This is a genomic window from Enterobacter sp. R-25, assembly GCF_049913205.1.
GTDB classification, from domain to species: domain Bacteria; phylum Pseudomonadota; class Gammaproteobacteria; order Enterobacterales; family Enterobacteriaceae; genus Enterobacter; species Enterobacter ludwigii.
This window is the reverse complement of record NZ_CP183982.1, coordinates 3,425,259-3,450,931: the sequence shown is the minus strand read 5'-3', so window position 1 is coordinate 3,450,931 and position 25,673 is coordinate 3,425,259. Positions and strand designations below refer to the sequence as shown.

24 protein-coding genes are annotated in these 25,673 nt (G+C 55.7%); 13 read left to right on the top strand and 11 right to left on the bottom strand.

The window, feature by feature from the left end; genetic code table 11:
- Positions 1 to 176: 176 nt before the first annotated feature.
- From ACN9MQ_RS16415 to ACN9MQ_RS16400, 4 genes are all read left to right on the top strand, one after another.
- Positions 177 to 1,607: a 6-phospho-beta-glucosidase gene (locus ACN9MQ_RS16415; protein ID WP_025203484.1), complete on the top strand. Its 1,431-nt coding sequence runs from the start codon at positions 177 to 179 to the stop codon at positions 1,605 to 1,607.
- A gap of 165 nt (positions 1,608 to 1,772) precedes the next feature.
- On the top strand, positions 1,773 to 2,399 hold the full coding sequence (upp, locus tag ACN9MQ_RS16410) for a uracil phosphoribosyltransferase (protein WP_020883061.1): 627 nt from the start codon (positions 1,773 to 1,775) through the stop codon (positions 2,397 to 2,399).
- Positions 2,400 to 2,485: 86 nt separating this feature from the next.
- Positions 2,486 to 3,775 (top strand): uracil permease, encoded by a 1,290-nt coding sequence (uraA, locus tag ACN9MQ_RS16405; RefSeq protein ID WP_014171128.1) that lies wholly within the window; start codon positions 2,486 to 2,488, stop codon positions 3,773 to 3,775.
- A 95-nt stretch (positions 3,776 to 3,870) separates the two neighbouring features.
- A complete protein-coding gene (locus ACN9MQ_RS16400) occupies positions 3,871 to 4,572 on the top strand; it encodes a DnaA inactivator Hda (protein WP_212479862.1) in 702 nt (233 codons plus the stop codon).
- A 56-nt stretch (positions 4,573 to 4,628) separates the two neighbouring features.
- Here the strand turns inward: ACN9MQ_RS16400 and ACN9MQ_RS16395 are convergent, their stop codons facing one another.
- Genes ACN9MQ_RS16395 through celB form a run of 3 tightly spaced genes read right to left on the bottom strand, consistent with a single transcriptional unit; the run spans position 4,629 to position 8,329 of the window.
- Positions 4,629 to 6,050: a leucyl aminopeptidase family protein gene (locus ACN9MQ_RS16395; protein ID WP_426021527.1), complete on the bottom strand. Its 1,422-nt coding sequence runs from the start codon at positions 6,048 to 6,050 to the stop codon at positions 4,629 to 4,631.
- Positions 6,047 to 7,006: a N(4)-(beta-N-acetylglucosaminyl)-L-asparaginase gene (locus tag ACN9MQ_RS16390; RefSeq protein ID WP_049022750.1), complete on the bottom strand. Its 960-nt coding sequence runs from the start codon at positions 7,004 to 7,006 to the stop codon at positions 6,047 to 6,049. The genes ACN9MQ_RS16395 and ACN9MQ_RS16390 overlap by 4 nt, the downstream gene beginning before the upstream one ends.
- A gap of 3 nt (positions 7,007 to 7,009) precedes the next feature.
- Positions 7,010 to 8,329: a PTS cellobiose transporter subunit IIC gene (gene celB, locus ACN9MQ_RS16385; RefSeq protein ID WP_426262656.1), complete on the bottom strand. Its 1,320-nt coding sequence runs from the start codon at positions 8,327 to 8,329 to the stop codon at positions 7,010 to 7,012.
- 145 nt (positions 8,330 to 8,474) lie between these two features.
- Here celB and ACN9MQ_RS16380 point away from each other — a divergent pair, with 145 nt between their 5' ends.
- Positions 8,475 to 9,299, top strand: coding sequence for an XRE family transcriptional regulator (locus ACN9MQ_RS16380; RefSeq protein WP_426021528.1), 825 nt, complete (start codon positions 8,475 to 8,477; stop codon positions 9,297 to 9,299).
- On the opposite strand, the gene arsC is transcribed toward ACN9MQ_RS16380, so the two are convergent.
- Both arsC and bepA read right to left on the bottom strand, forming a co-directional pair.
- Positions 9,296 to 9,652 (bottom strand): arsenate reductase (glutaredoxin), encoded by a 357-nt coding sequence (gene arsC, locus ACN9MQ_RS16375; RefSeq protein WP_014171122.1) that lies wholly within the window; start codon positions 9,650 to 9,652, stop codon positions 9,296 to 9,298. The genes ACN9MQ_RS16380 and arsC overlap by 4 nt on opposite strands.
- Before the next feature lie 18 nt (positions 9,653 to 9,670).
- Positions 9,671 to 11,134 carry a beta-barrel assembly-enhancing protease gene (gene bepA / locus ACN9MQ_RS16370; protein ID WP_020883065.1) on the bottom strand — a complete coding sequence of 488 codons (1,464 nt, stop codon included), beginning with the start codon at positions 11,132 to 11,134 and terminating at the stop codon, positions 9,671 to 9,673.
- A gap of 221 nt (positions 11,135 to 11,355) precedes the next feature.
- Between bepA and ACN9MQ_RS16365 the strand changes: the two genes are divergently transcribed.
- The gene (locus ACN9MQ_RS16365) at positions 11,356 to 12,420 is read left to right on the top strand and encodes an AI-2E family transporter (RefSeq protein ID WP_014171120.1); all 1,065 of its coding nucleotides are present in this window, start codon (positions 11,356 to 11,358) and stop codon (positions 12,418 to 12,420) included.
- Between the two features lie 121 nt (positions 12,421 to 12,541).
- Here ACN9MQ_RS16365 and bcp read toward each other — a convergent pair whose 3' ends face one another.
- Positions 12,542 to 13,012, bottom strand: coding sequence for a thioredoxin-dependent thiol peroxidase (gene bcp, locus ACN9MQ_RS16360; protein WP_014171119.1), 471 nt, complete (start codon positions 13,010 to 13,012; stop codon positions 12,542 to 12,544).
- Positions 13,012 to 13,581, bottom strand: a complete 570-nt coding sequence (locus ACN9MQ_RS16355; RefSeq protein ID WP_014171118.1) for a glycine cleavage system transcriptional repressor — start codon at positions 13,579 to 13,581, stop codon at positions 13,012 to 13,014. The genes bcp and ACN9MQ_RS16355 overlap by 1 nt, the downstream gene beginning before the upstream one ends.
- A 145-nt stretch (positions 13,582 to 13,726) precedes the next feature.
- Here ACN9MQ_RS16355 and dapA point away from each other — a divergent pair, with 145 nt between their 5' ends.
- The 6 genes from dapA to ypfH all read left to right on the top strand — a co-directional run bounded on the left by dapA (position 13,727) and on the right by ypfH (position 20,210).
- Positions 13,727 to 14,605, top strand: coding sequence for a 4-hydroxy-tetrahydrodipicolinate synthase (gene dapA / locus ACN9MQ_RS16350; protein WP_014171117.1), 879 nt, complete (start codon positions 13,727 to 13,729; stop codon positions 14,603 to 14,605).
- A gap of 16 nt (positions 14,606 to 14,621) precedes the next feature.
- Complete coding sequence (bamC, locus tag ACN9MQ_RS16345; RefSeq protein ID WP_020883067.1) at positions 14,622 to 15,656, top strand: outer membrane protein assembly factor BamC; 1,035 nt, start codon at positions 14,622 to 14,624, stop codon at positions 15,654 to 15,656.
- Positions 15,657 to 15,765: 109 nt separating this feature from the next.
- The gene (purC, locus tag ACN9MQ_RS16340) at positions 15,766 to 16,479 is read left to right on the top strand and encodes a phosphoribosylaminoimidazolesuccinocarboxamide synthase (protein WP_008501631.1); all 714 of its coding nucleotides are present in this window, start codon (positions 15,766 to 15,768) and stop codon (positions 16,477 to 16,479) included.
- A gap of 119 nt (positions 16,480 to 16,598) precedes the next feature.
- Positions 16,599 to 17,468: a KPN_02809 family neutral zinc metallopeptidase gene (gene ypfJ / locus ACN9MQ_RS16335; protein ID WP_020883068.1), complete on the top strand. Its 870-nt coding sequence runs from the start codon at positions 16,599 to 16,601 to the stop codon at positions 17,466 to 17,468.
- Positions 17,468 to 19,441: a tRNA(Met) cytidine acetyltransferase TmcA gene (locus tag ACN9MQ_RS16330; protein WP_426021529.1), complete on the top strand. Its 1,974-nt coding sequence runs from the start codon at positions 17,468 to 17,470 to the stop codon at positions 19,439 to 19,441. The genes ypfJ and ACN9MQ_RS16330 overlap by 1 nt, the downstream gene beginning before the upstream one ends.
- A gap of 73 nt (positions 19,442 to 19,514) precedes the next feature.
- Entirely contained in the window at positions 19,515 to 20,210 is a 696-nt protein-coding gene (ypfH, locus tag ACN9MQ_RS16325; RefSeq protein ID WP_426262655.1) for an esterase, read from the top strand.
- A 36-nt stretch (positions 20,211 to 20,246) separates the two neighbouring features.
- On the opposite strand, the gene ACN9MQ_RS16320 is transcribed toward ypfH, so the two are convergent.
- From ACN9MQ_RS16320 to ACN9MQ_RS16310, 3 genes are read right to left on the bottom strand one after another with little or no spacing between them, the layout of a single operon-like run.
- The gene (locus ACN9MQ_RS16320) at positions 20,247 to 20,444 is read right to left on the bottom strand and encodes a YpfN family protein (RefSeq protein WP_014171111.1); all 198 of its coding nucleotides are present in this window, start codon (positions 20,442 to 20,444) and stop codon (positions 20,247 to 20,249) included.
- A gap of 24 nt (positions 20,445 to 20,468) precedes the next feature.
- On the bottom strand, positions 20,469 to 21,596 hold the full coding sequence (dapE, locus tag ACN9MQ_RS16315) for a succinyl-diaminopimelate desuccinylase (protein ID WP_014171110.1): 1,128 nt from the start codon (positions 21,594 to 21,596) through the stop codon (positions 20,469 to 20,471).
- 10 nt (positions 21,597 to 21,606) lie between these two features.
- Positions 21,607 to 21,957 (bottom strand): ArsC family reductase, encoded by a 351-nt coding sequence (locus ACN9MQ_RS16310; protein WP_149376328.1) that lies wholly within the window; start codon positions 21,955 to 21,957, stop codon positions 21,607 to 21,609.
- Positions 21,958 to 22,344: 387 nt separating this feature from the next.
- Here ACN9MQ_RS16310 and ypfM point away from each other — a divergent pair, with 387 nt between their 5' ends.
- Positions 22,345 to 22,404, top strand: a complete 60-nt coding sequence (ypfM, locus tag ACN9MQ_RS16305; RefSeq protein ID WP_015572204.1) for a protein YpfM — start codon at positions 22,345 to 22,347, stop codon at positions 22,402 to 22,404.
- Positions 22,405 to 22,513: 109 nt separating this feature from the next.
- Here the strand turns inward: ypfM and acrD are convergent, their stop codons facing one another.
- The gene (gene acrD / locus ACN9MQ_RS16300; protein WP_426021530.1) at positions 22,514 to 25,627 is read right to left on the bottom strand and encodes a multidrug efflux RND transporter permease AcrD; all 3,114 of its coding nucleotides are present in this window, start codon (positions 25,625 to 25,627) and stop codon (positions 22,514 to 22,516) included.
- Between the last annotated feature and the right edge of the window lie 46 nt (positions 25,628 to 25,673).

Genomic DNA, 25,673 nt, shown 5'->3' with positions numbered 1-25,673 from the left:
GAGAGGATTTTTTTTTCAGCAGGCCCTGCGAATGCGTCTAAAGTTGAGTCTGTTCACGAAAATGAAACCGGTTTCGGTTTTCTCCTTGCAACAGAAAGCCCCTTTGCACATCATCAGAATGAAACCGGTTTCTGTAATTGTTTTTGCAGAAAATAACGCAGAATGAGGGAAAGTGTATGTCTGGATTCAAAGCAGATTTTCTGTGGGGCGGTGCGGTCGCAGCGCATCAGCTGGAAGGGGGCTGGAATGAGGGCGGTAAGGGGATCAGCGTTGCCGATGTGATGACGGCCGGCGCGCACGGCGTGCCGCGTGAAATCACCAACGGCGTGCTGCCAGGGAAAAATTACCCTAACCATGAAGCCATCGATTTCTACCATCGCTATAAAGAGGACATCAAACTCTTTGCCGAGATGGGCTTCAAATGCTTCCGTACCTCCATCGCCTGGACGCGTATCTTCCCGAAAGGGGACGAGCTGGAGCCTAACGAAGCTGGCCTGAAATTCTATGACGACCTGTTTGACGAGTGTCTGAAGTATGGCATCGAGCCGGTTATTACCCTTTCCCATTTCGAGATGCCGTTCCACCTTGTCACCGAATACGGTGGCTGGCGTAACCGTAAGCTGATCGACTTCTTTGTTCGCTTTGCGGAGGTTGTGTTCAGACGTTACCAGCATAAAGTGAAGTACTGGATGACCTTTAACGAGATCAATAACCAGGCCAACTTCCACGAAGACTTTGCACCGTTTACCAACTCCGGTCTGAAGTACGAGCCGGGCGAAGACCGCGAACCGGTAATGTTCCAGGCGGCACACTATGAGCTGGTGGCCAGCGCCCTGGCGGTGAAGGCCGGGCGCGACATTAACCCGTCGCTGCGGATCGGCTGCATGATTGCCATGTGTCCAATCTATCCGCTGACCTGTGCCCCGGACGATATGATGATGGCGATGAATGCCATGCACCGTCGCTACTGGTTCACCGATGTCCACGTGCGCGGCAAGTACCCACAGCATCTGCTTAACTACTTTGCTCGTCGCGGTTTCACGCTGGATATCACAGAAGAAGATAACGCGGCGCTGATGCAGGGGTGTGTCGATTACATTGGCTTTAGCTATTACATGTCTTTCGCCACCAAAGCGACGGCGGATAACCCGGAGCTGGATTACGACGAAAGCAAGAGCCTGGTCTCCAACCCGTACGTGCAGAAATCTGACTGGGGCTGGCAGATTGATCCGGTGGGCCTGCGTTACTCCCTGAACTGGTTCTGGGATCACTATCAGTTGCCCCTGTTCATCGTGGAGAATGGCTTTGGCGCCATCGACGTGCAGGAGAGCGACGGTTCGGTGAATGACCAGTACCGTATTGATTACCTTGCCGCGCACATCCGCGAAATGAAAAAAGCGGTGGTCGAAGATGGCGTTGATCTGATGGGGTATACCCCGTGGGGCTGTATCGACCTGGTGTCTGCCGGAACGGGTGAAATGAAAAAACGCTACGGCTTTATCTTTGTCGACAAAGACAATGAAGGTAACGGCACCCTGAACCGCAGTAAGAAGAAGTCGTTTGACTGGTATAAGCAGGTGATAGCCAGCAACGGCGACACTCTTTAATTCCAGCAGAGTAAAAACGCAAAAAGCCGGAGCTTGCCCTCCGGCTTTTTTGCCTCTAAAACACTTTGCTTGATGTACGTCAAGCAAGTTGGGTATGGTGCAATCCGAAAAAAGCGGTATAATCCCGCGATTTTTTTGCGGTTGCCCCCTCAGAGGAGAAAGAGAATGAAGATTGTGGAAGTGAAGCACCCACTCGTTAAACACAAGCTGGGCCTGATGCGTGAGCATGACATCAGCACGAAGCGTTTTCGCGAACTGGCTTCTGAAGTCGGCAGCCTGCTGACCTATGAAGCGACCTCTGACCTGGAAACGGAAAAAGTGACCATCGAGGGCTGGAACGGCCCGGTTCAGGTTGAGCAGATCAAAGGTAAGAAAATTACCGTTGTGCCCATCCTGCGTGCCGGCCTCGGCATGATGGAAGGCGTGCTGGAGCACGTGCCAAGCGCGCGCATCAGCGTGGTCGGGGTCTACCGCGACGAAGAGACCCTGGAGCCGGTACCGTACTTCCAGAAGCTGGTGTCTAACATCGACGAGCGTATGGCCCTGGTGGTTGACCCGATGCTGGCGACCGGCGGTTCAATGATTGCCACCATCGACCTGCTGAAAAAAGCCGGTTGCAGCAGCATCAAAGTGCTGGTGCTGGTTGCCGCACCAGAAGGTATCGCGGCGCTGGAAAAAGCGCACCCGGACATCGAACTCTATACCGCGTCTATCGACCAGGGGCTGAATGAGCACGGGTACATCATCCCGGGGCTTGGCGATGCCGGCGATAAGATTTTTGGTACTAAATAATCGAATAACGATAATGAAGCCGACTTTGATAGTCGGCTTTTTTTTGAATAAAACGCCAACAACAATACTACTCAGAGGAAAACACTATGACGCGCCGTGCTATCGGGGTGAGTGAAAGACCGCCGCTTTTACAGACAATCCCGCTTAGTCTGCAGCACCTGTTCGCCATGTTTGGCGCAACCGTGCTGGTGCCAATCCTGTTTCACATTAACCCGGCTACCGTGCTGTTGTTCAACGGTGTGGGTACGCTGCTTTACCTCTTTATCTGTAAAGGCAAAATCCCTGCCTATCTCGGCTCAAGCTTCGCCTTTATTTCACCGGTTCTGCTGTTGCTGCCGCTGGGGTATGAAGTGGCGCTGGGCGGCTTCATTATGTGTGGCGTCCTCTTCTGCCTGGTCTCTTTCATTGTGAAGAAGGCAGGTACCGGCTGGCTGGACGTTATGTTCCCGCCTGCCGCAATGGGGGCCATTGTCGCCGTCATCGGTCTGGAGCTGGCGGGCGTAGCGGCCAATATGGCCGGCCTGCTGCCTGCTGACGGGCAGTCACCGGATTCCAAAACCATCATCATCTCGATGGTGACACTGGGCGTAACGGTGTTTGGTTCCGTGCTGTTCCGCGGTTTTATGGCGATTATCCCGATCCTGATCGGTGTGCTGGCGGGGTACGCGCTCTCCTTCGTGATGGGCGTTGTTGATACCACGCCCATTGCTGAAGCGCACTGGTTCGCACTGCCAACCTTCTATACCCCGCGCTTTGAATGGTTTGCCATTTTCACGATCCTGCCCGCGGCGCTGGTGGTTATCGCTGAGCACGTAGGTCACCTGGTGGTGACGGCAAACATCGTTAAACGTGACCTGATCCGCGACCCGGGTCTGCACCGCTCGATGTTTGCCAACGGCCTCTCTACCATTATCTCCGGTTTCTTTGGTTCTACGCCTAACACCACCTACGGTGAGAACATCGGCGTGATGGCGATTACCCGTGTCTACAGTACCTGGGTCATTGGCGGCGCGGCAATCATCGCCATCCTGCTCTCCTGCGTGGGCAAACTGGCGGCGGCTATCCAGATCATTCCGGTACCGGTAATGGGAGGCGTCTCTCTGCTGCTGTACGGTGTGATCGGCGCGTCCGGTATTCGCGTGCTGATTGAATCGAAAGTGGACTACAGCAAAGCGCAAAACCTGATCCTCACCTCCGTGATCCTGATCATCGGCGTGAGCGGCGCGAAGGTGCACATCGGTGCGGCTGAACTGAAAGGCATGGCGCTGGCGACCATCGTGGGTGTGGGCCTGAGCCTGATCTTCAAACTGATCTCTGTCCTGCGCCCGGAAGAAGTGGTGCTGGATGCTGAAGACAGCGAAAAAGCGTCACATTGATCGTAAAACCGGGCGGACGATCCGCCCGGTTCTCTCCTTGCACGTTCCGTGCTAAACTCACCGCCGATTTTATGTAAGATCTGGTTGAGGTACTTCTGAACGGACCGGCACAGCTCTCTCTGCCACTCTATCTCCCTGACGACGAAACTTTTGCGAGTTTCTGGCCGGGTGATAACCCCTCTTTACTGGCTGCACTGCAAAACGTGCTGCGTCAGGAACACAGCGGATACATCTATATCTGGTCACGCGAAGGCGCGGGGCGCAGCCACCTGTTGCATGCCGCCTGTGCGGAGCTTTCCGCGCGGGGTGATGCGGTAGGCTATGTGCCGCTGGATAAACGTACCTGGTTTGTGCCTGAAGTCATGGAGGGAATGGAACATCTCTCACTGGTCTGCATCGATAATATCGAATGTGTGGCGGGGGATGAGCCATGGGAAATGGCGATCTTTAACCTCTATAACCGCATTCTGGAGTCGGGGAAAACCCGGCTGCTGATCACCGGCGATCGTCCGCCGCGCCAGTTGAATCTGGGGCTGCCGGATCTGGCTTCCCGTCTGGACTGGGGGCAAATCTACAAGCTGCAGCCGCTGTCGGATGAAGACAAACTTCAGGCGTTACAGCTGCGCGCAAGATTGCGCGGCTTTGAACTCCCGGAAGACGTGGGGCGTTTCCTGCTCAAGCGCCTGGACCGGGAAATGCGCACGCTCTTTGATACGCTCGATCAGCTCGATCGCGCTTCGATTACCGCGCAGCGCAAGCTGACCATTCCTTTTGTAAAAGATATTCTGAAGCTGTGATGCGCTTTTCTCCCTCTGCCTGACGCAGAGGGAGAACCAGCGCCACCGGCTAAAAATCACCTGTCTTCCAGCAAATGCTCAACCAGAAGTGGAATGGGTCTGCCCGAGGCCACGCTTTTTCCATTCTCACGCCACAGCGCCGTGCCGCTAATATCCAGATGGGCCCAAGGAATGGTCGGCGGGCAAAAATGGTGTAACAGCCAGGCCGCCGATGCGCTGATCGCCGCATTATTGGGTGGGGTATTGCACAGGTCGGCGATGGCGCTGTCGGTCTGTTTTTTTAACCGTGCATCCAGCGGCAGGGACCACACCTCATCACCGCTCCGTTTCCCCGCGCGGGTGAGCGCCTGACGCAGCGCTTCGTCCTGCGTCATTAACCCACTCAGCTCGTACCCCAGCGCTTTCACGACGGCACCGGTTAAGGTCGCCATATCAATAATATAGCGAGCCTGCGGATGACGCTGGCTGGCCCAGGCGATCGCATCCGCCAGTACCAGCCGGCCTTCGGCATCGGTATTGTTGATTTCAACCGTGATACCGTTGCAGGCGTTGGCCACCGTGCCCGGCTGCATTGCATCCGGTCCTATGGCGTTTTCCGCCAGCGCCAGTACGCCCATAATACGAACCGGCAGGCCGAGTTCTGCCACGCTCAGCATTAACCCGAGCACGTTCGCTGCCCCGCACATGTCATATTTCATGGTGTACATGCCCGCGCCTTCCTTCAGCCACAGGCCACCGGTATCAAACGTTATGCCTTTGCCCACGTAACAGCATACCGGGCCATCAGCGATGCCGTTATAGTGAATGGCCAGCAGCCGCGGTGGACAGGTCGCGCCTTTACCGACGGCATGCAGAAGCCCCAGTCCCTGTTCAATAATTTGCTTCTCATCAAGCACTTCACACCGCAGGGCGGGGAAGGCGGCGCACAGCTTTTGCGCTTCGTCGACGACATACTGCGGCGTACAGCGATCGGACGGCATATCCGCCAGACGTCGCGCGGCGACCATTCCTCGGGCAATGGCCTGCTGTTGCTGGAAGAGAGCGTCCAGCCTTTCACGCTGTTGCGGATGACACAGGGCGGTGACATGGCGAAGGCGAACGCTTTTGCAATCGGTTTTCTTAAGCTGCAGATCGCGAAGGTCATACGCCTGGTTAAAGAGAAAACGCAGAACCTGCGTCAGCACCACCTCGTCAATATCCGTGACATCCAGTACCACATCGGCGCTGACCGGGGCTGCCAGCAGTGGACGGAGGGCGGCGAGTAACCCTTCTGTCAGACTGTCCTGCCAGAGCGCATCCGGCAGCAGCGTGATTCTGGCAAACGGAGCACAGCCAAAGCGGGTATCCGCGACGGCGTTTTGTTCACGCATTTCAGCGATGAGTGCGGTGTCCGGCAGTAACGCGCAGGCAGCCCGGGCAATAAGATGACTCTGGGGCTTTGCGTCTGCAAGGGCGGTGATAAGCGTAAAGGTAATCATTGTGACTCCTCAACTGGCGCGCGGATCCGCGCGGCATAGGCCTGCATCCATTCCTCATCCACGGGCTGATAGTGCGTTTTTTCCCGCAGGCGCTCGGCGCGAAATACGGTGAGAGGCTGGCGGGCCGTTGCCACCACAAATGAGAAGGTTTTGATGTTGGTTGCGGCGCCGAATTCGCCTTTATTATTCATGCACACCACCGAGAGATCGCCCGCGCGGCCAAAGCGCGACATCAGTTTGTCTTCCAGTTCGAAGACCACCGAGTCCGCCGCCTGCTGCGGTGACATGCCCTGTGCCATGCGGCGAACAATTTCGTAGCTGGTGCAGCCTTTCATCAGGTCTTCCCCCACGCCGGTGGCGGTGGCGGCACCGGTTTCACTGTCGCAGTAAAAGCCGGAGCCGATAATCGGCGAGTCGCCAATACGGCCGCGCTTTTTCATAAACAGACCGCTGGTGGAGGTCGCCACGCTCATCGACCCCCTTTTGTCGAGGCCAATAATCCCGACGGTGTCATGCCCATCGTACGGGCTTAAGCCTTTGTCCAGCGTCTCCCGGCAGCGCTTACGATAATGCTGCATCGCGCGGTCGGTAAGCATGGTTTTGTCGGCAAACCCCTGACTCAGCGCCCATTCGCGCGCGCCCTGGCCGACCAGCAGGCTGTTATAGCGCTGGCGGCTTAGCGCATGGGCGACACGCACCGGGTTCGCAATATCAACCAGATCTCCCACGGCCCCAAACGCAAGCGTATCGCCATCCATATACGCCGCGTCCAGTTCGACTTCGCCATTTTCGGTTGGCAGCCCGCCGTAGCCGACGGATTTATACAACGGGAAGTCCTCGACGGCAGCAACGGCATCGACCACCGCTTCTGCTACCGGTTTCCCCGCAGCCAGCGCAGACGCAGACTCCGTGACCCCTTCAAGCGCCATTCGCCAGGTTGCGATAATTCCCCACATGCTTTACTCCTGTTTTGCAAGGGTTGGGTCGGTTTGCGTCACGGTGGCAATCTCCGCGGCGCGGTATTGTTTATCCACGATACGCATGAAAGGCAGATACAGCATGGCGCCAATCAGCAGGTTGATAAGCTGCATCACGCTGCCGCTGAGATGCCCCGTGACGATAAACCCGCTGATCACCGGCGGTAACGTCCAGGGGATAAACACCCCGGTGGTCACAGCGACGGCACCCATTTTCATCGCGGCATATTGCACGGTAACCAGGACCAGCGGCACCAGATTGAACGGGATCAGCATGATGGGGTTCATGATGACCGGCAGGCCAAACAGAATCGGCTCGTTGATGTTAAACACCGAGGCCCCCGCGCCGAGACGCGCCACCTCGCGCATGTTTTTGCTGCGGGCAAAAATCAGCATCGCAATCACCTGCGAGAGCGTTGCCCCTGCGCCACCCATCCAGATCATGTCAAAAAACTGTTCGGTGATAATGTGCGGCGGCGTCGTACCCGCCTGAATGGCGGCGATGTTATCGGTCTGGTTCTCCATCCACAGCGGGCGAATGATGCCGTTGATCATTGAGCCGGAGTTAATGCCCACAGACCACAGAATAGTGATGCTGAACACCGTCATCAGCGCGCCGAAATAAGAGGTCCCGTAGTGGCGAACCGGCGTGGCGACCACTTCGTAAATAAACTGGTGAATGGTGTTGTAGTGGGTGTTTTCGAAAATGATGCGGATAATAAGCACCAGAATCATTACCAGCAGGGCCGGGATCAGCGCGGCGAACGACTCCTGCACCGCCGGCGGCACGCCATCAGGCATTCTGATGACCAGCTTTTTGCGCTTCAGCCAGCAGAACAGCTCCGTCCACAGCAGAGAGCCAATCATCGCCACGAACAGCCCTTTGCTGCCAATCCACTCCACCGGCATGACCGTGATACCGCCGTTTTCGGCCACTTTGATAAAAGGTGTCAGGATTAAAAAGGCGACCAGAGCCAGAATGCCGCAGGAGATGCGATCTTCGCCGTAGTGTTCAGCCAGGCGAAACGCCACCAGGAAGCTGATAAACAGCGACATGGTTGAGAACACCGCGTTGAACGGAATTTCAATGATGGCACTCCAGCTTTCACCAAATGCCTGAGACATAAACTGCTGATAGGTTTGGTTCGGAAAAGAGGAGATGACCAGCAGAATCGAGCCGACGATGATAAACGGCATGAAGGAAACATAGGCCCCGCGTATGGCGCCCAGATGCCGCTGTTGCGCAGTTTTGGCCGCCAGCGGCATCAGTTTTGCTTCAAGAAATCCCAGAACATTGTTCATTGTGAACTCCGTACAAGATTGAGTGGTGTTGTTATGTTATGTCTGTGGATTATCAGTGAAGCGCGGTGGCTGAAAGGTGAAACAGGTCACAAAGCACTCGCTAAGATATTATAAATCTTATGAGATTGGTTATGGAGTTACAGCGATGGAAATCAAATTGCACGCCAATGCCACCACCACGCCGCGGATTCGTCGCTATCTGCAACAATCCAATAAAAGCGACAGAGAACTGGCTACGGAGCTGGGTATTTCCGTGACGACCGTGCGGCGATGGCGCAATCGCGATCGGGTTTCTGACAATCATACGACCCCAAAAGTGATACACAAAGCGCTGAGACAAGAGCAGGTTGACCTCGTTAATGCGCTGCGTGATATCACGGGCGCACCGCTGGATGAACTGCTGCTGCTGGTTAACGAGGTGCTGGGGATTTCCGTTTCGCGGGCGACACTGAACCGTTATCTCCGTCCCGCTTCTGCGAAACGCAAGGGCGTTGAACTTCAGGGGAAAAAAGCGCTAAAGGCAGGCGTTTTACCCACAAAACTGCTGGTGCATCACCAGCCTTTATCGCTGCATATGGATGATGGCGGGGAGCAGCATCTGCTGTGGGGGCGCGAACCGGTGAGCGGCTGGTGTTATGCCCGGCTCTATGCGGGAATTTCATCACAGCTGCTGAACAACTGGATGTGTGAGTTGCTGAACGCCTGTCCGGCTGATATCCAATCTGTTGAGACTTTCGGTTTTGAACCCGACTTACCCGCGGGTGAACCTGCCGTAAAAGTACAGCCGACCAGGCACAAGGCCGTGCAGGTTGCGGTACCGCTCGGCGACATCATTCCACGAGTGAATGCTGTTCCGTTAGGGCAGGTGTTGATCGAGATGTGCGAGTTTTACAATCGGGGCAAAGCGCAGAAAAAGCTGGGAGAGAGCACGCCGCAGGCCTTTCTGGAAGCGCTGCGGCGTAAGGATTAGAGTATCTCGAGCACCTCTTCCGGCGGGCGTCCAATACGCGCCTGACCGTTTGCGACCACAATGGGGCGCTCAATCAGTTTCGGATTTTCAACCATCGCCTGAATCAGCTCAGCCTCGGTTAGACGACTGTCATTCAGATTGAGCGACGTATACAGGTCCTCTTTCTGGCGCATTAGCTCTCTGGCACTGCCCATTCCCAGCATGTGCAGCAGCTGACGAAGCGTCTGTGCATCTGGCGGTGTCTCCAGATACAGCACCACTTCCGGGTCAATGCCGTTCGACTTCAGCAGGCTAAGGGTGTCGCGGCTCTTCGAGCAGCGTGGGTTGTGGTAGATTTTTACCGCGTCTGTCATGACCTGAATTCTCCTTTATTACATCTTCTCGTACGGCTTAAAGCGCTGCTGCAGACCGCGAAGCTGATCGATACGCGCATCGTAACGGGCCTGCTGCAGACTGCCGAGCTTAACCTGTGAACTGGCACTGCTCAGGAGGGAAATCGCCTGGTCAAGACGTCCCACCAGGGCAAAGCCTTCGGCGCGTGCCGCAAGCTCCTGATCGCGGTTGCCCAGCTGCGCTTCTGCCTGGGCAAGCAGATCCCAGCCGTTCTGATCGTCTTTATTGTTAAAGGTGTAGCGGTTCAGAATGTTCGCCGCTTCAGCAGGCTGACCACCCTGTAAGTAAGCATTCGCCAGGTTAAGCTGAAGCACCGGGTTAGTCCGCACCTCTTTTGCCCCTTTCAGGCGATTAATCGCATCGGTGGCTTTTTTCTGCCCCAGATCGATATCCGTGGCGAGATCGAGATACCACGGGTTATTCGGATCGGCGGCGAGAAGTGGCTGCAGCGTTTTACGCGCTTCGTCATATTTGCTCGCTTCCATCGCCTGTAACGCCTGGCCATACTGAGCCGCGTTTTTCTCACGCACGTTGCCTTTCGCCAGCGCATCCAGCAGGTCGCTGGTCAGCTGGTTACGCCCGGAATTGTACATTCCAAGCGTTCGCACTTTTGCCATGTAGAAATCCTGCGACGACTGAACTACGACCGGGCGCATCTGGTTGGCACGGTTACGCGCATCCGACAGACGGCTTTCCGGTAAGGGGTGCGTCAGCAAAATTTCCGGCGGACGGGAGGAGTAGCGCGCCTGGTCGAGCAGTTTTTCGAGGAAGCTCGGCATGGCCTGCGGGTCAAAGCCCGAACGTTGCAGCACCTGAATGCCAATACGATCCGCTTCCTGTTCGTTTTGCTGGGTGAAACTGATCATTCCCTGACGTGTTCCCGCCAGCGTACCGGTTAACGCCGCCATCCCGGCCTGCGGGCTGGCCATTGCCAGCAGAATGGAACCCAATGCGCCAACCCAGGTCAGCGGAGCGTTACGCTTCTGGTCTTCCATTGCCCGGGCAAGGTGGCGCTGGGTGACGTGAGAGATTTCGTGCGCCATGACCGAGGCCAGCTGACTTTCGTTATCAGAGTAGCGGAATAACGCCGAATGCAGCACCACGTTGCCGCCAAAGAAGGCGAAGGCGTTGATTTCGTCATTATTGATTAAATAGAAGTGGAAGGGGGTTTTTACCGAGTTGGCGTGCGCGACCAGGCGCATGCCCAGCCCGTTAATGTACTGAACCAGCAACGGGTCGTTAATCAGCGGCGCGCTGCCACGCAGCTGACGAACGTAATAATCCCCCATCTGCATTTCCTGCCCAATGGAGAGCGTGCTTCCTGCTGTAGTGCCCATGTCCGGCAATGAATCGGACGAGTCAGCGAAAGCTGGCAACACCTGACCGACCGTCAGTGCGGCAATCAGTGTCGCAACCAGTGTTTTTCTCAACTGCCTGAACATAACCACTGTCCTGTATTTGGGATGTGCTAATTTGACCGATGAACCGGCATATCGTTCATCTCCACTGCCCTGCGAGTGTAGCCGTGTTGAGGCATGAAGAAAATCCCATTCATCAGGGTTTTGCGGATCGTGGCAGGGAGACAAAAAGCGAAAGTCTTTTTTGTGACAGTTAGATACAATTCACGTTCTCACTCCCGCCATCCGATTCAGGGAAGGGTTGTATGCTCGAAATGTTAATGCAGTGGTACCGCCGTCGGTTTAGCGACCCGGAAGCCATTGCTTTGTTGGTTATTCTCGTCGCCGGATTCGGCATTCTGTTCTTCTTCAGCGGTCTTCTCGCCCCCCTGCTGGTCGCGATTGTGCTGGCGTACCTGCTGGAGTGGCCAACGGCGCGTCTGGAAAATATAGGCTGTTCCCGTCGCTGGGCGACCAGTATCGTCCTGGTGCTGTTTGTCGGCATTCTGCTGTTAATGTCGTTTGTCGTTATGCCTGTCGCCTGGCAACAGGGGATTTACCTTATCCGCGATATGCCCGGCATGCTGAATAAGCTTTCTGATTTTGCCGCCACGTTGCCGCGCCGATATCCCGCCCTGATGGATGCCGGGATCATTGATGCGATGGCCGAAAACATGCGCGCCCGCATCATGACAATGGGCGATTCCGTGGTGAAATATTCCCTGGCGTCGCTGGTAGGGTTGCTCACGCTGGCCGTCTACCTTGTCCTCGTTCCGTTAATGGTTTTCTTCCTCGTCAAAGATAAAGAGCAGATGCTGAACGCGGTGCGGCGCATTCTGCCGCGTAATCGCGGGCTGGCCGGGCAGGTGTGGGAAGAGATGAACCAGCAGATCACCAACTACATTCGCGGCAAAGTGCTGGAGATGATTGTGGTGGGTGTGGCTACCTGGATTGGTTTTTTAATTTTCGGGCTTAACTACTCGCTGCTGCTGGCGGTGCTGGTGGGGCTGTCGGTGCTCATTCCCTACATCGGTGCCTTTGTGGTGACCATTCCGGTTGTCGGCGTTGCGCTGTTCCAGTTTGGTCTGGGGACCGAGTTCTGGAGCTGCTTCGCGGTGTACCTGATCATTCAGGGACTGGATGGCAACCTGCTGGTGCCGGTGCTGTTCTCAGAAGCGGTGAACCTGCATCCGCTGGTGATTATCTTATCCGTGGTGATTTTCGGCGGGCTGTGGGGATTCTGGGGCGTGTTCTTTGCCATTCCGCTGGCAACGTTGATCAAAGCAGTGGTTCACGCGTGGCCGGATGTGCCTGCGGTTGAGGATAAGTAGATAGTTGTGCGGCCTGATACCCTCTCCCGTGGGGAGAGGGGCAAATATCAAAAACGGTAACCTGCGTTACCGTATTGCATTTACCGCGTAGGTCGGGTCAGGCGAAGCCGCGGCCCAACGATCAGGCGCTTTGTTTGAGCCAGTTCAGCACCACGTCGTGGTGGTTGCTGGTTTTGAAGTCATCAAACACATGTTCAACTTTACCGTCAGCGTCAATCAGGAAGCTGATACGGTGAATGCCGTCGTAGGTTTTGCCCATAAAGGTCTTCTCGCCCCAGACGCCAAACTGCTCGCATACCTGGTGGTCTTCGTCAGAAAGCAGCGTGAAGTTAAGCAGCTCCTTTTCAGCAAATCGTGACAGCTTTTCTGGCTTATCGGTGCTGATACCCAGCACTTCCACGCCGACTTTTTTCAACTCGTCCATGTTGTCGCGTAAGCCGCAGGCCTGTACGGTGCAGCCCGGGGTCATGGCTTTCGGGTAAAAATAGACCAGAACACGCTGTCCCTGGAAGTCGGTCAAATTTACTTGCTCACCATCCTGGTCAGGTAAGCTAAATTTCGGTGCGATGTCACCGGCTTTCAGTGGGTTCATTACTCAACTCCATCCTGTTCATGCTGCGAATAATTGACGACGCTTATACTGCCTTGCGCGTTTAATTCTGTACAGAGGGCTTTGAACGCTTGCTCGATATTTGACGCATCCTGCGAGGCAGGGCTGTGCGCGGTGATCTGAATAAAAAGGGTGGGAATGGCGCTGCCGTCACCCGGCTGCGTTCGGGAAACGAGTTCGGCAATATTCATCTGATGGCTGTCAAATAACGCGGTGAAGCGCTCAATCAGATGGGGGGAATCGGGGACTTCAACCTGCACCCAGACGGTCGCGGGCAGGGCCGGACGTGGGCGAGCAGTGGTGCGTTTCATCACGATCAGCAAATCCAGCTCCGCACCTTTGAGCGGCAGGGTCGATTCGATAAGGGTAATGGCATTCCATGTCCCGGACAGCAGCATAATAAACGTGAACTCTTCGCCCAGCATAGCCAGACGACTGTCCTCGATATTACAGCCGCAGCTGCTCACATGGCGGGTGATGGTGTTCACGATACCCGGCCTGTCAGCACCCAGCGCAGTGATAACCAGGTAATGTTGTGATGAGGTTGTCAAACCTGTTCTTCCTTTGCATGGTTAAGTCTTCCTAAGGAAAGCATAAAAAAAACATGCATACAACCGCCTGAGGGCCTCAGGTCGCTTGCTTTTATTACAGTTCCAAACGTACCATTGAGGCTCTTGTTCGCACAGAGGATGGCTCATGTTCACGGGAAGTATTGTCGCGCTTGTTACACCGATGGATGAAAAAGGTAATGTCTGCCGGTCAAGCATGAAGAAGCTGATTGATTACCATGTCGCCAATGGAACCTCGGCGATCGTTTCGGTAGGGACTACCGGTGAATCTGCAACGCTAAGCCACGAAGAGCACGGCGATGTGGTGATGCTGACCCTGGAACTGGCTGACGGGCGTATCCCGGTCATCGCAGGGACAGGCGCTAACGCCACGGCAGAAGCTATCAGTTTGACCAAACGTTTTAACGACAGCGGCATCGTGGGCTGTCTGACGGTGACCCCTTATTACAACCGTCCTACTCAGGAAGGTCTGTTCCAGCATTTCAAAGCCATCGCAGAACATACTGACTTGCCACAAATTCTGTATAATGTGCCGTCCCGTACTGGCTGCGATATGCTGCCGGAAACCGTTGGTCGTCTCTCGAAAGTAAAAAATATTATCGGGATTAAAGAGGCGACAGGGAACTTAAGCCGCGTTCATCAGATCAAAGAGCTGGTTTCAGACGACTTTATCCTGTTGAGCGGCGATGATGCGACCGCACTGGACTTTATGCAGCTCGGTGGCCATGGCGTGATCTCCGTAACGGCGAACGTTGCGGCCCGCGATATGGCTGAAATGTGCAAACTGGCGGCTGCCGGTCACTTTGATGAAGCTCGCGTGATTAATCAGCGTCTGATGCCGTTGCATAATAAATTATTTGTCGAACCCAATCCGATCCCCGTGAAATGGGCGTGTAAGGAGTTGGGACTTGTAGCAACCGATACGCTGCGTCTGCCAATGACACCGATTACCGACCACGGTCGTGAAATTGTCACGGCAGCGCTGAAGCATGCCGGTTTGCTGTAGAGTTTAGGGAGATTTGATGGCTTATTCAGTACAGAAGTCGCGCCTGGCGAAGGTTGCGAGTGTTTCGCTTGTTATGCTGCTCGCTGCCTGTAGTTCAGACTCGCGCTACAAGCGCCAGGTGAGCGGTGATGAATCCTATCTGGATGCGACCCCGCTTGCTGAACTTCACGCACCGGCTGGTATGATCCTGCCGATTCAGAACGGCGATTACAATATTCCCGTGACCAACGGCAGCGGCCTGGTCGGTAAAGCGCTCGATATTCGTCCGCCAGCACAGCCTTTGGCGCTGGTGAGCGGGGCGCGTACCCAGTTCACCGGTGATACGGCGTCGCTGCTGGTTGAAAGCGCCCGCGGTACCACCCTGTGGCCGCAGGTTGTGAGCGTCATTCAGGCGAAGAACTACACCATCGATAAACGCGATGATGCCAGCCAGACCTTGACCACCGACTGGATCGAGTGGAACCGTCTGGACGAAGATCAGCAGTACCGTGGGCGTTATCAAGTCTCCGTTAAACCTCAGGGTTATCAGCAGGCGGTTACCGTTAAGCTGTTGAACCTGGAGCAGGCGGGTAAACCGGTTGCGGATGCCGCATCAATGCAGCGTTACAGCACTGAAATGCTGAACGTGATTGCCGCGGGTCTGGATAAGAACGCCAGCGACGCCGCTAACGCAGCGCAGAGCCGCAACGGCGCGACGTTTGACGTTCAGAGCGGTGCGGATGACACCGGTCTGCCAATGCTGGTTGTGCGTGCACCGTTTAACCAGACCTGGCAGCGCCTGCCAGCGACGCTGGAAAAAGTGGGCATGAAAGTGACCGACAGCACCCGTTCAACCGGTAGCATGACGGCAACCTATAAGCCGCTGTCTGACAGTGCATGGCAGGAACTGGGCGCCACCGATCCACAGCTGGCTTCCGGCGACTACAAGATTCAGGTAGGTGACCTCGATAACCGCAGCAGTCTGCAGTTTATCGATCCGAAAGGCCACACGCTGACCCAGTCGCAGAACGATGCGCTGGTGGCCGTCTTCCAGGCTGCATTCAGCAAATAAATACGAGGGCTGGTTAATCCAGCCCTTTTTATTTTCGTGCTACGCAAACGTGTGCGTGGCATAATATCCCCAGTTTTGAACACCAATCATCACACCAGGAGTAATGAAGATGCAGAAGCAAGCTGAGTTGTATCGTGGCAAAGCGAAGACCGTATACAGCACGGAAAACCCGGATCTGTTGGTGCTCGAGTTCCGCAATGATACGTCAGCAGGGGATGGCGCACGCATTGAGCAGTTCGATCGTAAAGGCATGGTGAACAACAAGTTCAACCACTTCATTATGACCAAACTGGCCGAAGCGGGTATCCCGACCCAGATGGAAGCGCTGTTGTCCGATACGGAATGTCTGGTGAAAAAACTGGATATGGTTCCGGTTGAGTGCGTCATTCGTAACCGCGCAGCAGGCTCCCTGGTGAAGCGTCTTGGTATTGAAGAAGGTATTGAGCTGAATCCACCGCTTTTTGACCTGTTCCTGAAAAACGATGCCATGCACGATCCGATGGTCAATGACTCTTACTGCGAAACCTTCGGCTGGGTGAATAAAGAGAACCTGGCGCGCATGAAAGAGCTGACCTACAAAGCCAACGACGTGCTGAAAAAACTGTTTGATGACGCGGGTCTGATCCTCGTGGACTTCAAACTGGAGTTCGGCCTGTTCAAAGGCGAAGTGGTTCTGGGTGATGAGTTCTCTCCGGACGGCAGCCGTCTGTGGGATAAAGAAACGCTGGATAAAATGGACAAAGACCGTTTCCGTCAGAGCCTGGGTGGCCTGATTGAAGCGTATGAAGCGGTTGCTCACCGTTTAGGCGTTAAGCTCGACTAACTCCCTCATCGCCAAAGGATATGTATATCCTTTGGCGTCTTACCCTTGTTTCCTATGGTAATCTTGCCGTTAACCGCCTACGATCATAGCTATTATTAATGGAATAGTTCGAGGTGGTTATGCGCTGGCAAGGGCGTCGTGAAAGTGACAATGTAGAAGACAGGCGCAGCGATAGCGGCGGCGGTCCTTCAATGGGTGGGCCTGGCTTCCGGTTACCCAGCGGAAAGGGCGGTATTATTCTGCTGATTGTGGTGCTGGTCGCGGGGTACTACGGTGTCGATCTGACCGGTTTAATGACCGGCCAGCCTCTGCAGCAACAGCAGCATTCTGAGCGCTCAATCAGCCCGAACGAGGATGAAGCGGCCAAATTTACCTCCGTTATTCTCGCCACCACAGAAGAAACCTGGGGTCAGCTGTTCGAGAAAATGGGGCGTACCTATCAGCAACCCAAGCTGGTGATGTACCGTGGCGCAACCCGTACCGGATGCGGCACCGGACAGTCGGTGATGGGGCCGTTCTACTGTCCGGCAGACAGCACCGTCTATATCGATCTCTCTTTCTATGATGACATGAAACGCAAGCTTGGCGCTGACGGCGATTTTGCCCAGGGCTACGTCATTGCGCATGAAGTCGGGCACCATGTGCAAAAACTGCTGGGGATAGAACCCAAAGTACGCCAGCTTCAGCAAAACGCCTCTCAGGCTGAGGTAAACCGTCTTTCCGTACGCATGGAACTGCAGGCGGACTGCTTCGCGGGCGTCTGGGGGCACAACATGCAGCAGCAGGGCGTACTGGAATCCGGTGACCTGGAAGAGGCGCTCAATGCCGCGCAGGCTATCGGTGACGATCGTCTTCAGCAGCAGAGCCAGGGCCGCGTCGTGCCGGACAGCTTTACTCACGGCACGTCACAACAACGATACAGCTGGTTCAAACGCGGTTTCGACAGCGGTGACCCGGCGCAGTGTAATACCTTCGGCAAAGCCATGTAATGGTGGCGTTTGAACATCTGATTCGCGAGCTTGAGCACAAAGGTCATCGTCGGCTGGTGGTGCTCAGCGGCGATGAGCAGTGGACATTCACGCAGGCATCAGCCCTGCGTGATGCCTTGCCCGGAGACTGGTTGTGGCTGGCGGATAACGCGTCCAGAGCCATCAGCGGGCTGCTGGGACGCGAGTTCCGGCACGCAATTTTTGATGCCCGCGCCGGGTTTGACGTCTCAGCCTTTGCGGCCCTGAGCGGGACGCTGCGTGCCGGTAGCCTTCTGGTGCTGCTGGTACCGCCCCCTGACGTGTGGGCGGAACAACCTGACAGCGATTCCCTGCGCTGGAGTGACAGCGCCGAACCCATCGCCACGCCAAATTTTATTCACCACTTTTGCCGGACGATTGCCGAGGATCCTGAGGCGATAGTCTGGCTTCAGCACCAGCCTTTATCGCTCCCTGCACGATCCGACGCCCCTGACTGGCAGCCTGCCAGCGGTGCGCCGCAGCGCGAGCAGGCTGAGATCCTGGCAGCACTCATGGCCATGAAACGCGGCGTTGTGGCCGTTACGGCCCCGCGCGGACGCGGAAAGTCTGCGCTGGCGGGCATGCTGCTGAGCCACACGCAGGGCAGTGCCATTGTCACCGCGCCATCAAAGGGGGCGACGGAGGTTATCGCCCGTTTTGCCGGCGAACGTTTTCACTTTATGGCCCCGGACGCGCTGTTGGCCTCTGAAGAGCAGGCCGACTGGCTGATTGTCGACGAAGCCGCTGCCATCCCCGGACCGCTGCTTGAAAAGCTGGTCGACCGTTTCCCGCGCGTCCTGCTGACCACAACGGTGCAGGGTTACGAAGGAACAGGAAGAGGCTTTCTGCTTAAATTCTGTAGCCGGTTCAGCGGGTTGCAGCGGTATACCTTATCAACCCCGGTACGCTGGGCTGCAGGATGTCCTCTTGAGCGGGTCGTTGCCAGCGCACTGCTGTTTGACGATACGCTTATCGATCGCAGCCCAACAGGCGCCATACAGTTGACCTCTCTGGCCCCGGAAGCCTGGACGAGCAACCCGGCGCTGGCGGCGAGTGTGTATGAGCTGCTTTGTGCAGCACATTACCGCACCTCACCGCTTGATTTACGCCGCATGATGGACGCGCCCGGCCAGCACTTCGCCGTCGCCCAAACGGACTCGGTCATTGCCGGGGCGCTCTGGCTGGTGGAAGAGGGGGGATTAACGGCGCAGCTCAGCCGTGCCGTCTGGGCGGGGTTCCGCCGTCCTCGCGGGAACCTGGTGGCGCAATCCCTTGCCGCGCATGGCGGCTCCCCGCTGGCGGCAACGCTCAAAGGCCGACGGGTGACCCGAATAGCGGTACATCCTCGTCGTCAACGGGAAGGCATCGGACAGGCGCTGATCCGCAGCGCAAGCGGCGAGGATTACCTGTCGGTGAGCTTTGGCTATACCGAAGAACTGTGGCGTTTCTGGCAGCGATGCGGCTTTGTGCTGGTGCGCATGGGCAGCCATCGCGAAGCCAGCAGCGGCTGTTATACCGCAATGGCCTTGCTGCCGCTCAGCGACGCGGGGCGACAGCTGTGTGAGCAGGCGCATCAGCGACTGCGCCGCGATGCGCGCGTGTTATCGGCCCTGAACGGTGAAAAGATCCCGGTGGACGATGGCTGGGAGGCTACCCTTAATAGTGACGACTGGCTGGAGCTGGCGGGCTTTGCCTTTGCCCATCGCGCATTTTCTACCTCCGTCGCGGCGTTAACGCGGTTGCTGCTAAGCGTGGACATGCCGCTGCCCGCCCTGCGCGGGAAAGTGGAGGCGAGAAGTGATGACGCCCGGCTTAGCGCTGAACTGCTTCTTTCGGGGCGAAAAGCGTTACTGGCCAGGCTTCGCAGTGAAACGGCGCAAGCGCTTGAAAGCCTTGAACCTGCACGCTGTCAGCAGCTGAAAGACGACATTTTGCAATGGCAATTTTTTCAATGACTTCTTCAGTAAAGTGGCATGGTCATTCCTCCTGAGAGGCGTAGAATCCAGGCCATCAAATAAGGAGACCGCCATGAAACACGATCATTTTGTTGTTCAAAGCCCTGATAAACCGGCTAAACAGTTACTGCTTCTGTTTCATGGTGTTGGCGATAATGCCGTCAATATGGGCCAGATTGGCAGCTGGTTTGCCCCGGTATTTCCGCAGGCGCTGATTGTCAGTATTGGCGGGGTGGAGCCGTGTGGTCCGAACGGACGGCAGTGGTTCTCCGTTCAGGGCGTTACGGAAGAGAACCGTCAGGCACGTATTGACGCCGTCATGCCTGTCTTTATCGACACCGTGCGTTACTGGCAGCAGCAGAGCGGCGTTGGTGCCGATGCGACCGCGCTGATTGGCTTTTCGCAGGGGTCTATCATGTCCCTGGAGAGCGTAAAAGCGCAGCCAGGCCTGGTGTCGCGTGTGATTGCTTTTAACGGTCGCCTTGCGACGTTACCGCAACGCGCGACGACGCAGACCACGATCCATCTGATCCACGGTGGTGAAGACCGCGTGATTGAACTTTCGCATGCGGTTGCCGCGCAGGAAGCGCTGATCCGCGAAGGCGGGGATGTGACGCTGGATATTGTAGACGATCTGGGGCACGCGATTGATGACCGCAGCATGCAGTTTGCGCTCGATCATCTGCGTTATACCGTACCGAAGCACTACTTTGATGAAGCGCTCAGCGGTGGCAAGCCAAATGACGATGATATCGTCGAGTTTATGTGATGTAGGCCCCTCTCCCACAGGAGAGGGGACAGAGAATCACTTCTTCTGGTCTTTCTTCGGCCAGTCGTCATCATCGTCCCACTTATCGTTAAAATCACGATGCGGTGGAAGATCCGGTTTGTTGGCGAGAAACTTTTTGTGATCAACGCGCTTAAGATCTTTAATGACGTTAAGTAACACGCCGACCAGAAACACTAACACCAGAATCCACCAGTACTTTGAAAGCCAGTCCATTCGCTATTCCTCTCAGAGCGTTCGTCAGGCGACGAGTTGCTCCATAATTCGTTGATACATACGGGCCAGCAGCTGCAAATCAGCAGCATTCACACATTCATTGATTTTATGAATGGTTGCGTTCACCGGCCCCAGTTCGACAACCTGGGCCCCCATCCGGGCAATAAAACGTCCGTCTGAGGTGCCACCTGTCGTCAGCAGTTGTGGCTTAATTTCATTATAGTGCTCGATGGCGTTCACTACCGCATCCACCAGTTTGCCGCGCTGGGTCAGGAACGGCTGGCCGGAAAGCCACCAGTCCACGGTGTAACGCAGATTATATTTTTCCAGCAGCGCGATAACGCGCGCTTTGATCATCTCATCGGTCAGTTCAGTGCTGAAGCGGAAGTTAAACTGGACAAAGAAATCACCCGGGATCACGTTGTTGCTGCCGGTACCGGCCTTCAGGTTTGCAATCTGCATGCTGGTCGGTGGGAAGAACTCATTGCCTTTATCCCACTCGATGGTCACCAGTTCGTTCAGCATCGGTGCCGCGCGATGGACCGGGTTATCGGCCAGGTGTGGATAGGCAACGTGCCCCTGAACGCCATGAAGGGTCAAATTGCAGGTCAGCGAACCACGGCGACCATTTTTGACGACGTCTCCCACCACTTCCGTACTGGACGGCTCGCCGACCAGGCAGTAGTCGAGACGCTCATTGCGGGCCATCAGCGCCTCAACGACCTTCACGGTGCCGTTGTGGGCGCTGGCTTCTTCGTCAGAGGTGATCAGAAACGCGAGGCGGTTTCTGTGGTTCGGATGTTGGGCAACGAAGCGCTCTGCCGCCACGACCATCGCCGCCAGCGAGCCTTTCATGTCTGCCGCACCGCGCCCGAACAACATGCCATCGCGGATGGTCGGTTCAAACGGCGGGTTGATCCAGCGATCCGCATCACCTGCGGGAACGACGTCGGTATGTCCGGCAAAGGCCAGCGTTTCGCCCTGACCGCGCCACGCCCAGAAGTTCTGGGTGTCGCCAACGTCCATGCGTTCAACGGTGAAACCGATGGCACGCAGGCGCTCAATCATTAATGCCTGACAACCTGCGTCGTCCGGGCTAAGGGAGGGACGGCGAATAAGCTGCTGAGTCAGCTCAATGACCGGGCATGACATAAACTACACCTCAACGAAAAAAGTCGGAATAAAGGGTTTCACTGAAACCCAGCAGCATAGGCTGCCCGGGCGCGCAGAGCAATGGGCGTTTGATGATTGCCGGCATTTCGAGCATCAGTTTGGCGGCACTGTCGGCGTCGTTGATGCCAGCCCGGACGGCTTCATCCAGTTTACGCCAGGTGGTACCACGGGTATTCAGCAGCGCCTCCCAACCCAGTTCCTTGATAGCGGTATGCAGAAATTCTGCATCAAGCCCGTCAACGCGATAGTCATGGAAACGGTACTCCACCTTGTTCGCTTCCAGCCAGCGGCGTGCTTTTTTGATGGTGTCGCAATTTTTAATGCCGTACATCACAACCATGGTGAATCCTTTTGTTCTTATGATGATTAAATGTTCAGTAATTTCGAAGATATATCCTTAAGTGGAATATAACACATTCAGGAATTGTCTTGATTTACACTTCTTCTTAATTCAACTCACAACTGTAAGCTGAATATTCTTTCATCATTTAAGCATAGATGTCCATAAGACCGAAAATGCTAATGAACTCAGGCGGTAATTTAAATCTCACCTGCCTGTATGGTTATTTCAAAATATTGCTGAGCGTCACACAAAATTTAAGGCCCTGCGTTCATATTTATCATAAATCCCTGACAGTAGCGGGGTACAATCACAGCGATAGGTTAGACGGTCTTCACAATGATGATACGTTTTCGTAGAATGCGCATAATAATAAGAGAGGTAGTTATGATTGAACGTGAACTGGGGAACTGGAAAGATTTTATCGAAGGCATGCTTCGTAAATGACATTCAGTAAGAATTGCAAGAGCACTTAAATAAGTAAAATAACCATAGTGTGAATTAATCACACACCCTAAAAGGCGGCCCTGAGAGCCGCCTTTTTTATTACGCACTGTTATTCAGGACGTTCCTTCAGCGGGAAGCGGCGACGCACCAGCACAAAGAACAGGGGCACAAAATAAATGGCCAGGACGGTTGCCGAAATCATGCCCCCCATCACCCCTGTACCTACCGCATGCTGGCTGCTGGAGCCCGCACCGGTGCTGGTTGCCATCGGTAATACCCCAAAGACAAATGCCAGCGACGTCATCAGGATCGGACGCAAGCGCTGACGGCAGGCGTGCAGTGTGGCCGCCATCAGCTCGTGGCCTTTGGCATTCATCTCGTTGGCAAACTCAACAATCAGGATCGCGTTTTTCGCCGACAGGCCGATCACGGTGAGCAGCCCTACCTGGAAGTACACATCATTCTCCAGACCGCGCATCCAGGTCGCCAGCAGCGCACCGATGACGCCAAGCGGCACCACCAGCATGACCGAGAACGGAACGGACCAGCTTTCATACAGCGCGGCAAGACAGAGGAAGACCACCAGCAGGGAAAGCGCGTAAAGCGCAGGCGCCTGTGCCCCGGAGAGCCGCTCCTGATAAGACATCGCCGTCCACTCCAGCCCAAACCCGGCAGGCAGCTGTTGCACCAGTTTCTCCATGGTGTCCATGGCGGTACCGGTACTGACGCCCGGCGCAGCTTCACCGACGATTTCAACCGCCGAATAGCCGTTATAGCGTTCCAGACGCGGCGAACCACTCTCCCAGTGCGACGAGGCGAACGCCGAGAACGGCACCATCCCGCCTGCGTTATTACGAACAAACCAGCGGTTAATATCATTCGGCAACATACGGAACGGCGCGGCGGACTGGACATACACTTTTTTCACACGCCCACGATCCATAAAGTCATTCACATAGCTTGAGCCCCAGGCCGTCTGCAGGGTGTCGTTAATGTCGTCGATGGAAACACCCAGAGCCTGCGCCTTACGCTGATCAATATCCACCTGCAGCTGCGGGCTGTCATCCAGGCCGTTATGACGAACGCGTGTCAGGTCAGCGTCTTTGCCCGCCAGCGCTAACAGCTTATCGCGCGCCGCCATCAGCGCCGTGTGACCTGCACCGGCGTGATCCTGCAGCTCCATGTCAAACCCGGCAGAACTGCCCAGCCCGCTAATGGCCGGTGGGCTGCTGGCAAAGACGCGCGCTTCGTTGATCTGCGTAAACGCGTGGGTTGCGCGTTCAATGATGGCCGACGCGGTCCCCGTTTTTGTGTCGCGCTCGTCCCAGTCCTTCAGGCGTACAAACATACGGGCGACGTTCTGCCCGTTACCGCCCGGGCCAGAGCCCACGGTGGAGAAGACCGACACCACATTATCTTTCTCCTGGGTGAAGAAGTACTGTTCGACTTTTTCGACCACTTTCAGCGTCTGCTGCTGCGTCGCGCCGCTCGGAAGTTGCACGGAGGTGGTGAACATTCCCCGGTCCTCCATTGGCAGGAACGAGGTAGGCAGATGCAGGAACAGCCAGACCATTCCGCCCAGCAGCACTACGTAAATCAGCATCCAGCGCAGGCTGCGGTGCAGCACTTTTCCGACGGCGGATTCATAACGCGCGGCATTGCGGTTAAACATGCGGTTAAACCAGCCGAAGAACCCTTTCTGACCATGCTGCTCGCCTTTGTGCAAAGGCTTAAGAAGGGTAGAGCAGAGCGCAGGGGTCAGGATCAGCGCCACCAGTACCGAAAGCACCATTGCCGAGACGATGGTTATCGAGAACTGGCGGTAAATGGCGCCGGTTGTGCCGCCAAAGAAGGCCATCGGGATAAAGACCGCCGAAAGCACCATGGCGATGCCGACTAACGCGCCCTGTATTTGCCCCATCGATTTACGCGTGGCCTGGCGCGGGGAAAGGCCTTCCTCGCTCATGATGCGCTCGACGTTTTCAACCACCACGATGGCGTCATCCACCAGAAGGCCAATTGCCAGCACCATTGCAAACATCGTCAGCGTGTTGATGCTGTAGCCAAACGCGTAAAGCACCGCGAAGGTGCCCAGCAGGACCACGGGGACGGCTATGGTCGGGATCAGCGTCGCCCGGAAGTTTTGCAGGAACAGGTACATGACCAGGAAGACCAGCGCGATGGCTTCCAGCAGGGTCTTCACCACATCCTCAATCGACGCTTTAACGAAGGAGGTGGTTTCGTAGGCGACTTTGTATTCAAGGCCGTGAGGGAAATAGTTCGACAGCTCGTCCAGGCGGTCTAACACCAGTTTCGCCGTCGCCATTTCATTTGCGCCGGAGGCCAGTTTAATCCCCAGGCCGGAGGCGGGGTTACCGTTAAAGCGGCTCAGGTAGTCGTACTTTTCCGCACCCATTTCCACCGTGGCGACATCGCCCAGCCGCACTTCTGAACCGTCCTGATTCACGCGCAGGGTGATGTTGCGGAACTGCTCCGGAGTCTGAAGCAGCGATTGCGAGTTAATGGTGGCATTCAGGGCTTGTTTTTCGACGGAAGGCGTTCCTCCCAACTGCCCTACGGCAATCTGGGCGTTCTGCGACTTGATGGCGTCCGTCACGTCAGTCGCCGTCATCTGGAAGCTGTTCAGCTTGTCAGGATCGAGCCAGATGCGCATTGAATATTGTGACCCGTAGGCGTCGATATCCCCTACGCCGTTAATACGGCTGAGCGGGTCCTGAATGTTACTGGCAACGTAGTCCGCAATATCCTGCTTATCCATGGAACCATCGGTGGAGACAAACGCGATGGTCAAAATATTGGTATCCCCCGTTTTACGTACGGTAACGCCCTGATTTTGCACTGCCTGCGGCAGTTTTCGCATGGCTGACTGCAGCTGGTTTTGTACCTGCTGCACCGCTTTGTCCGGGTCAGTCCCGGCCGTAAAGCTCAGGGTCACCGTGGCCTGGCCCGTGGCGCTGCTTTGTGAGGACATGTACATCAGGTTATCCAGACCCGTCATGTTCTGCTCGATAACCTGCGTCACGGTATTTTCCAGCGTCTGTGCCGAGGCGCCGGGGTAGTTTGCTGTGACACGCACGTTAGGAGGTGCCAGATCGGGGTATTGCTCAACGGGAAGTGAAGTAATGGCCAGGACACCTGTCAGACACAACAGAATGGCAAGTACCCAGGCAAAAATGGGGCGATCGATGAAAAAATTCGCCATGAAAAATTGACCTCGTTTTGCTGCACGTCATTATTGTTTATTGCCC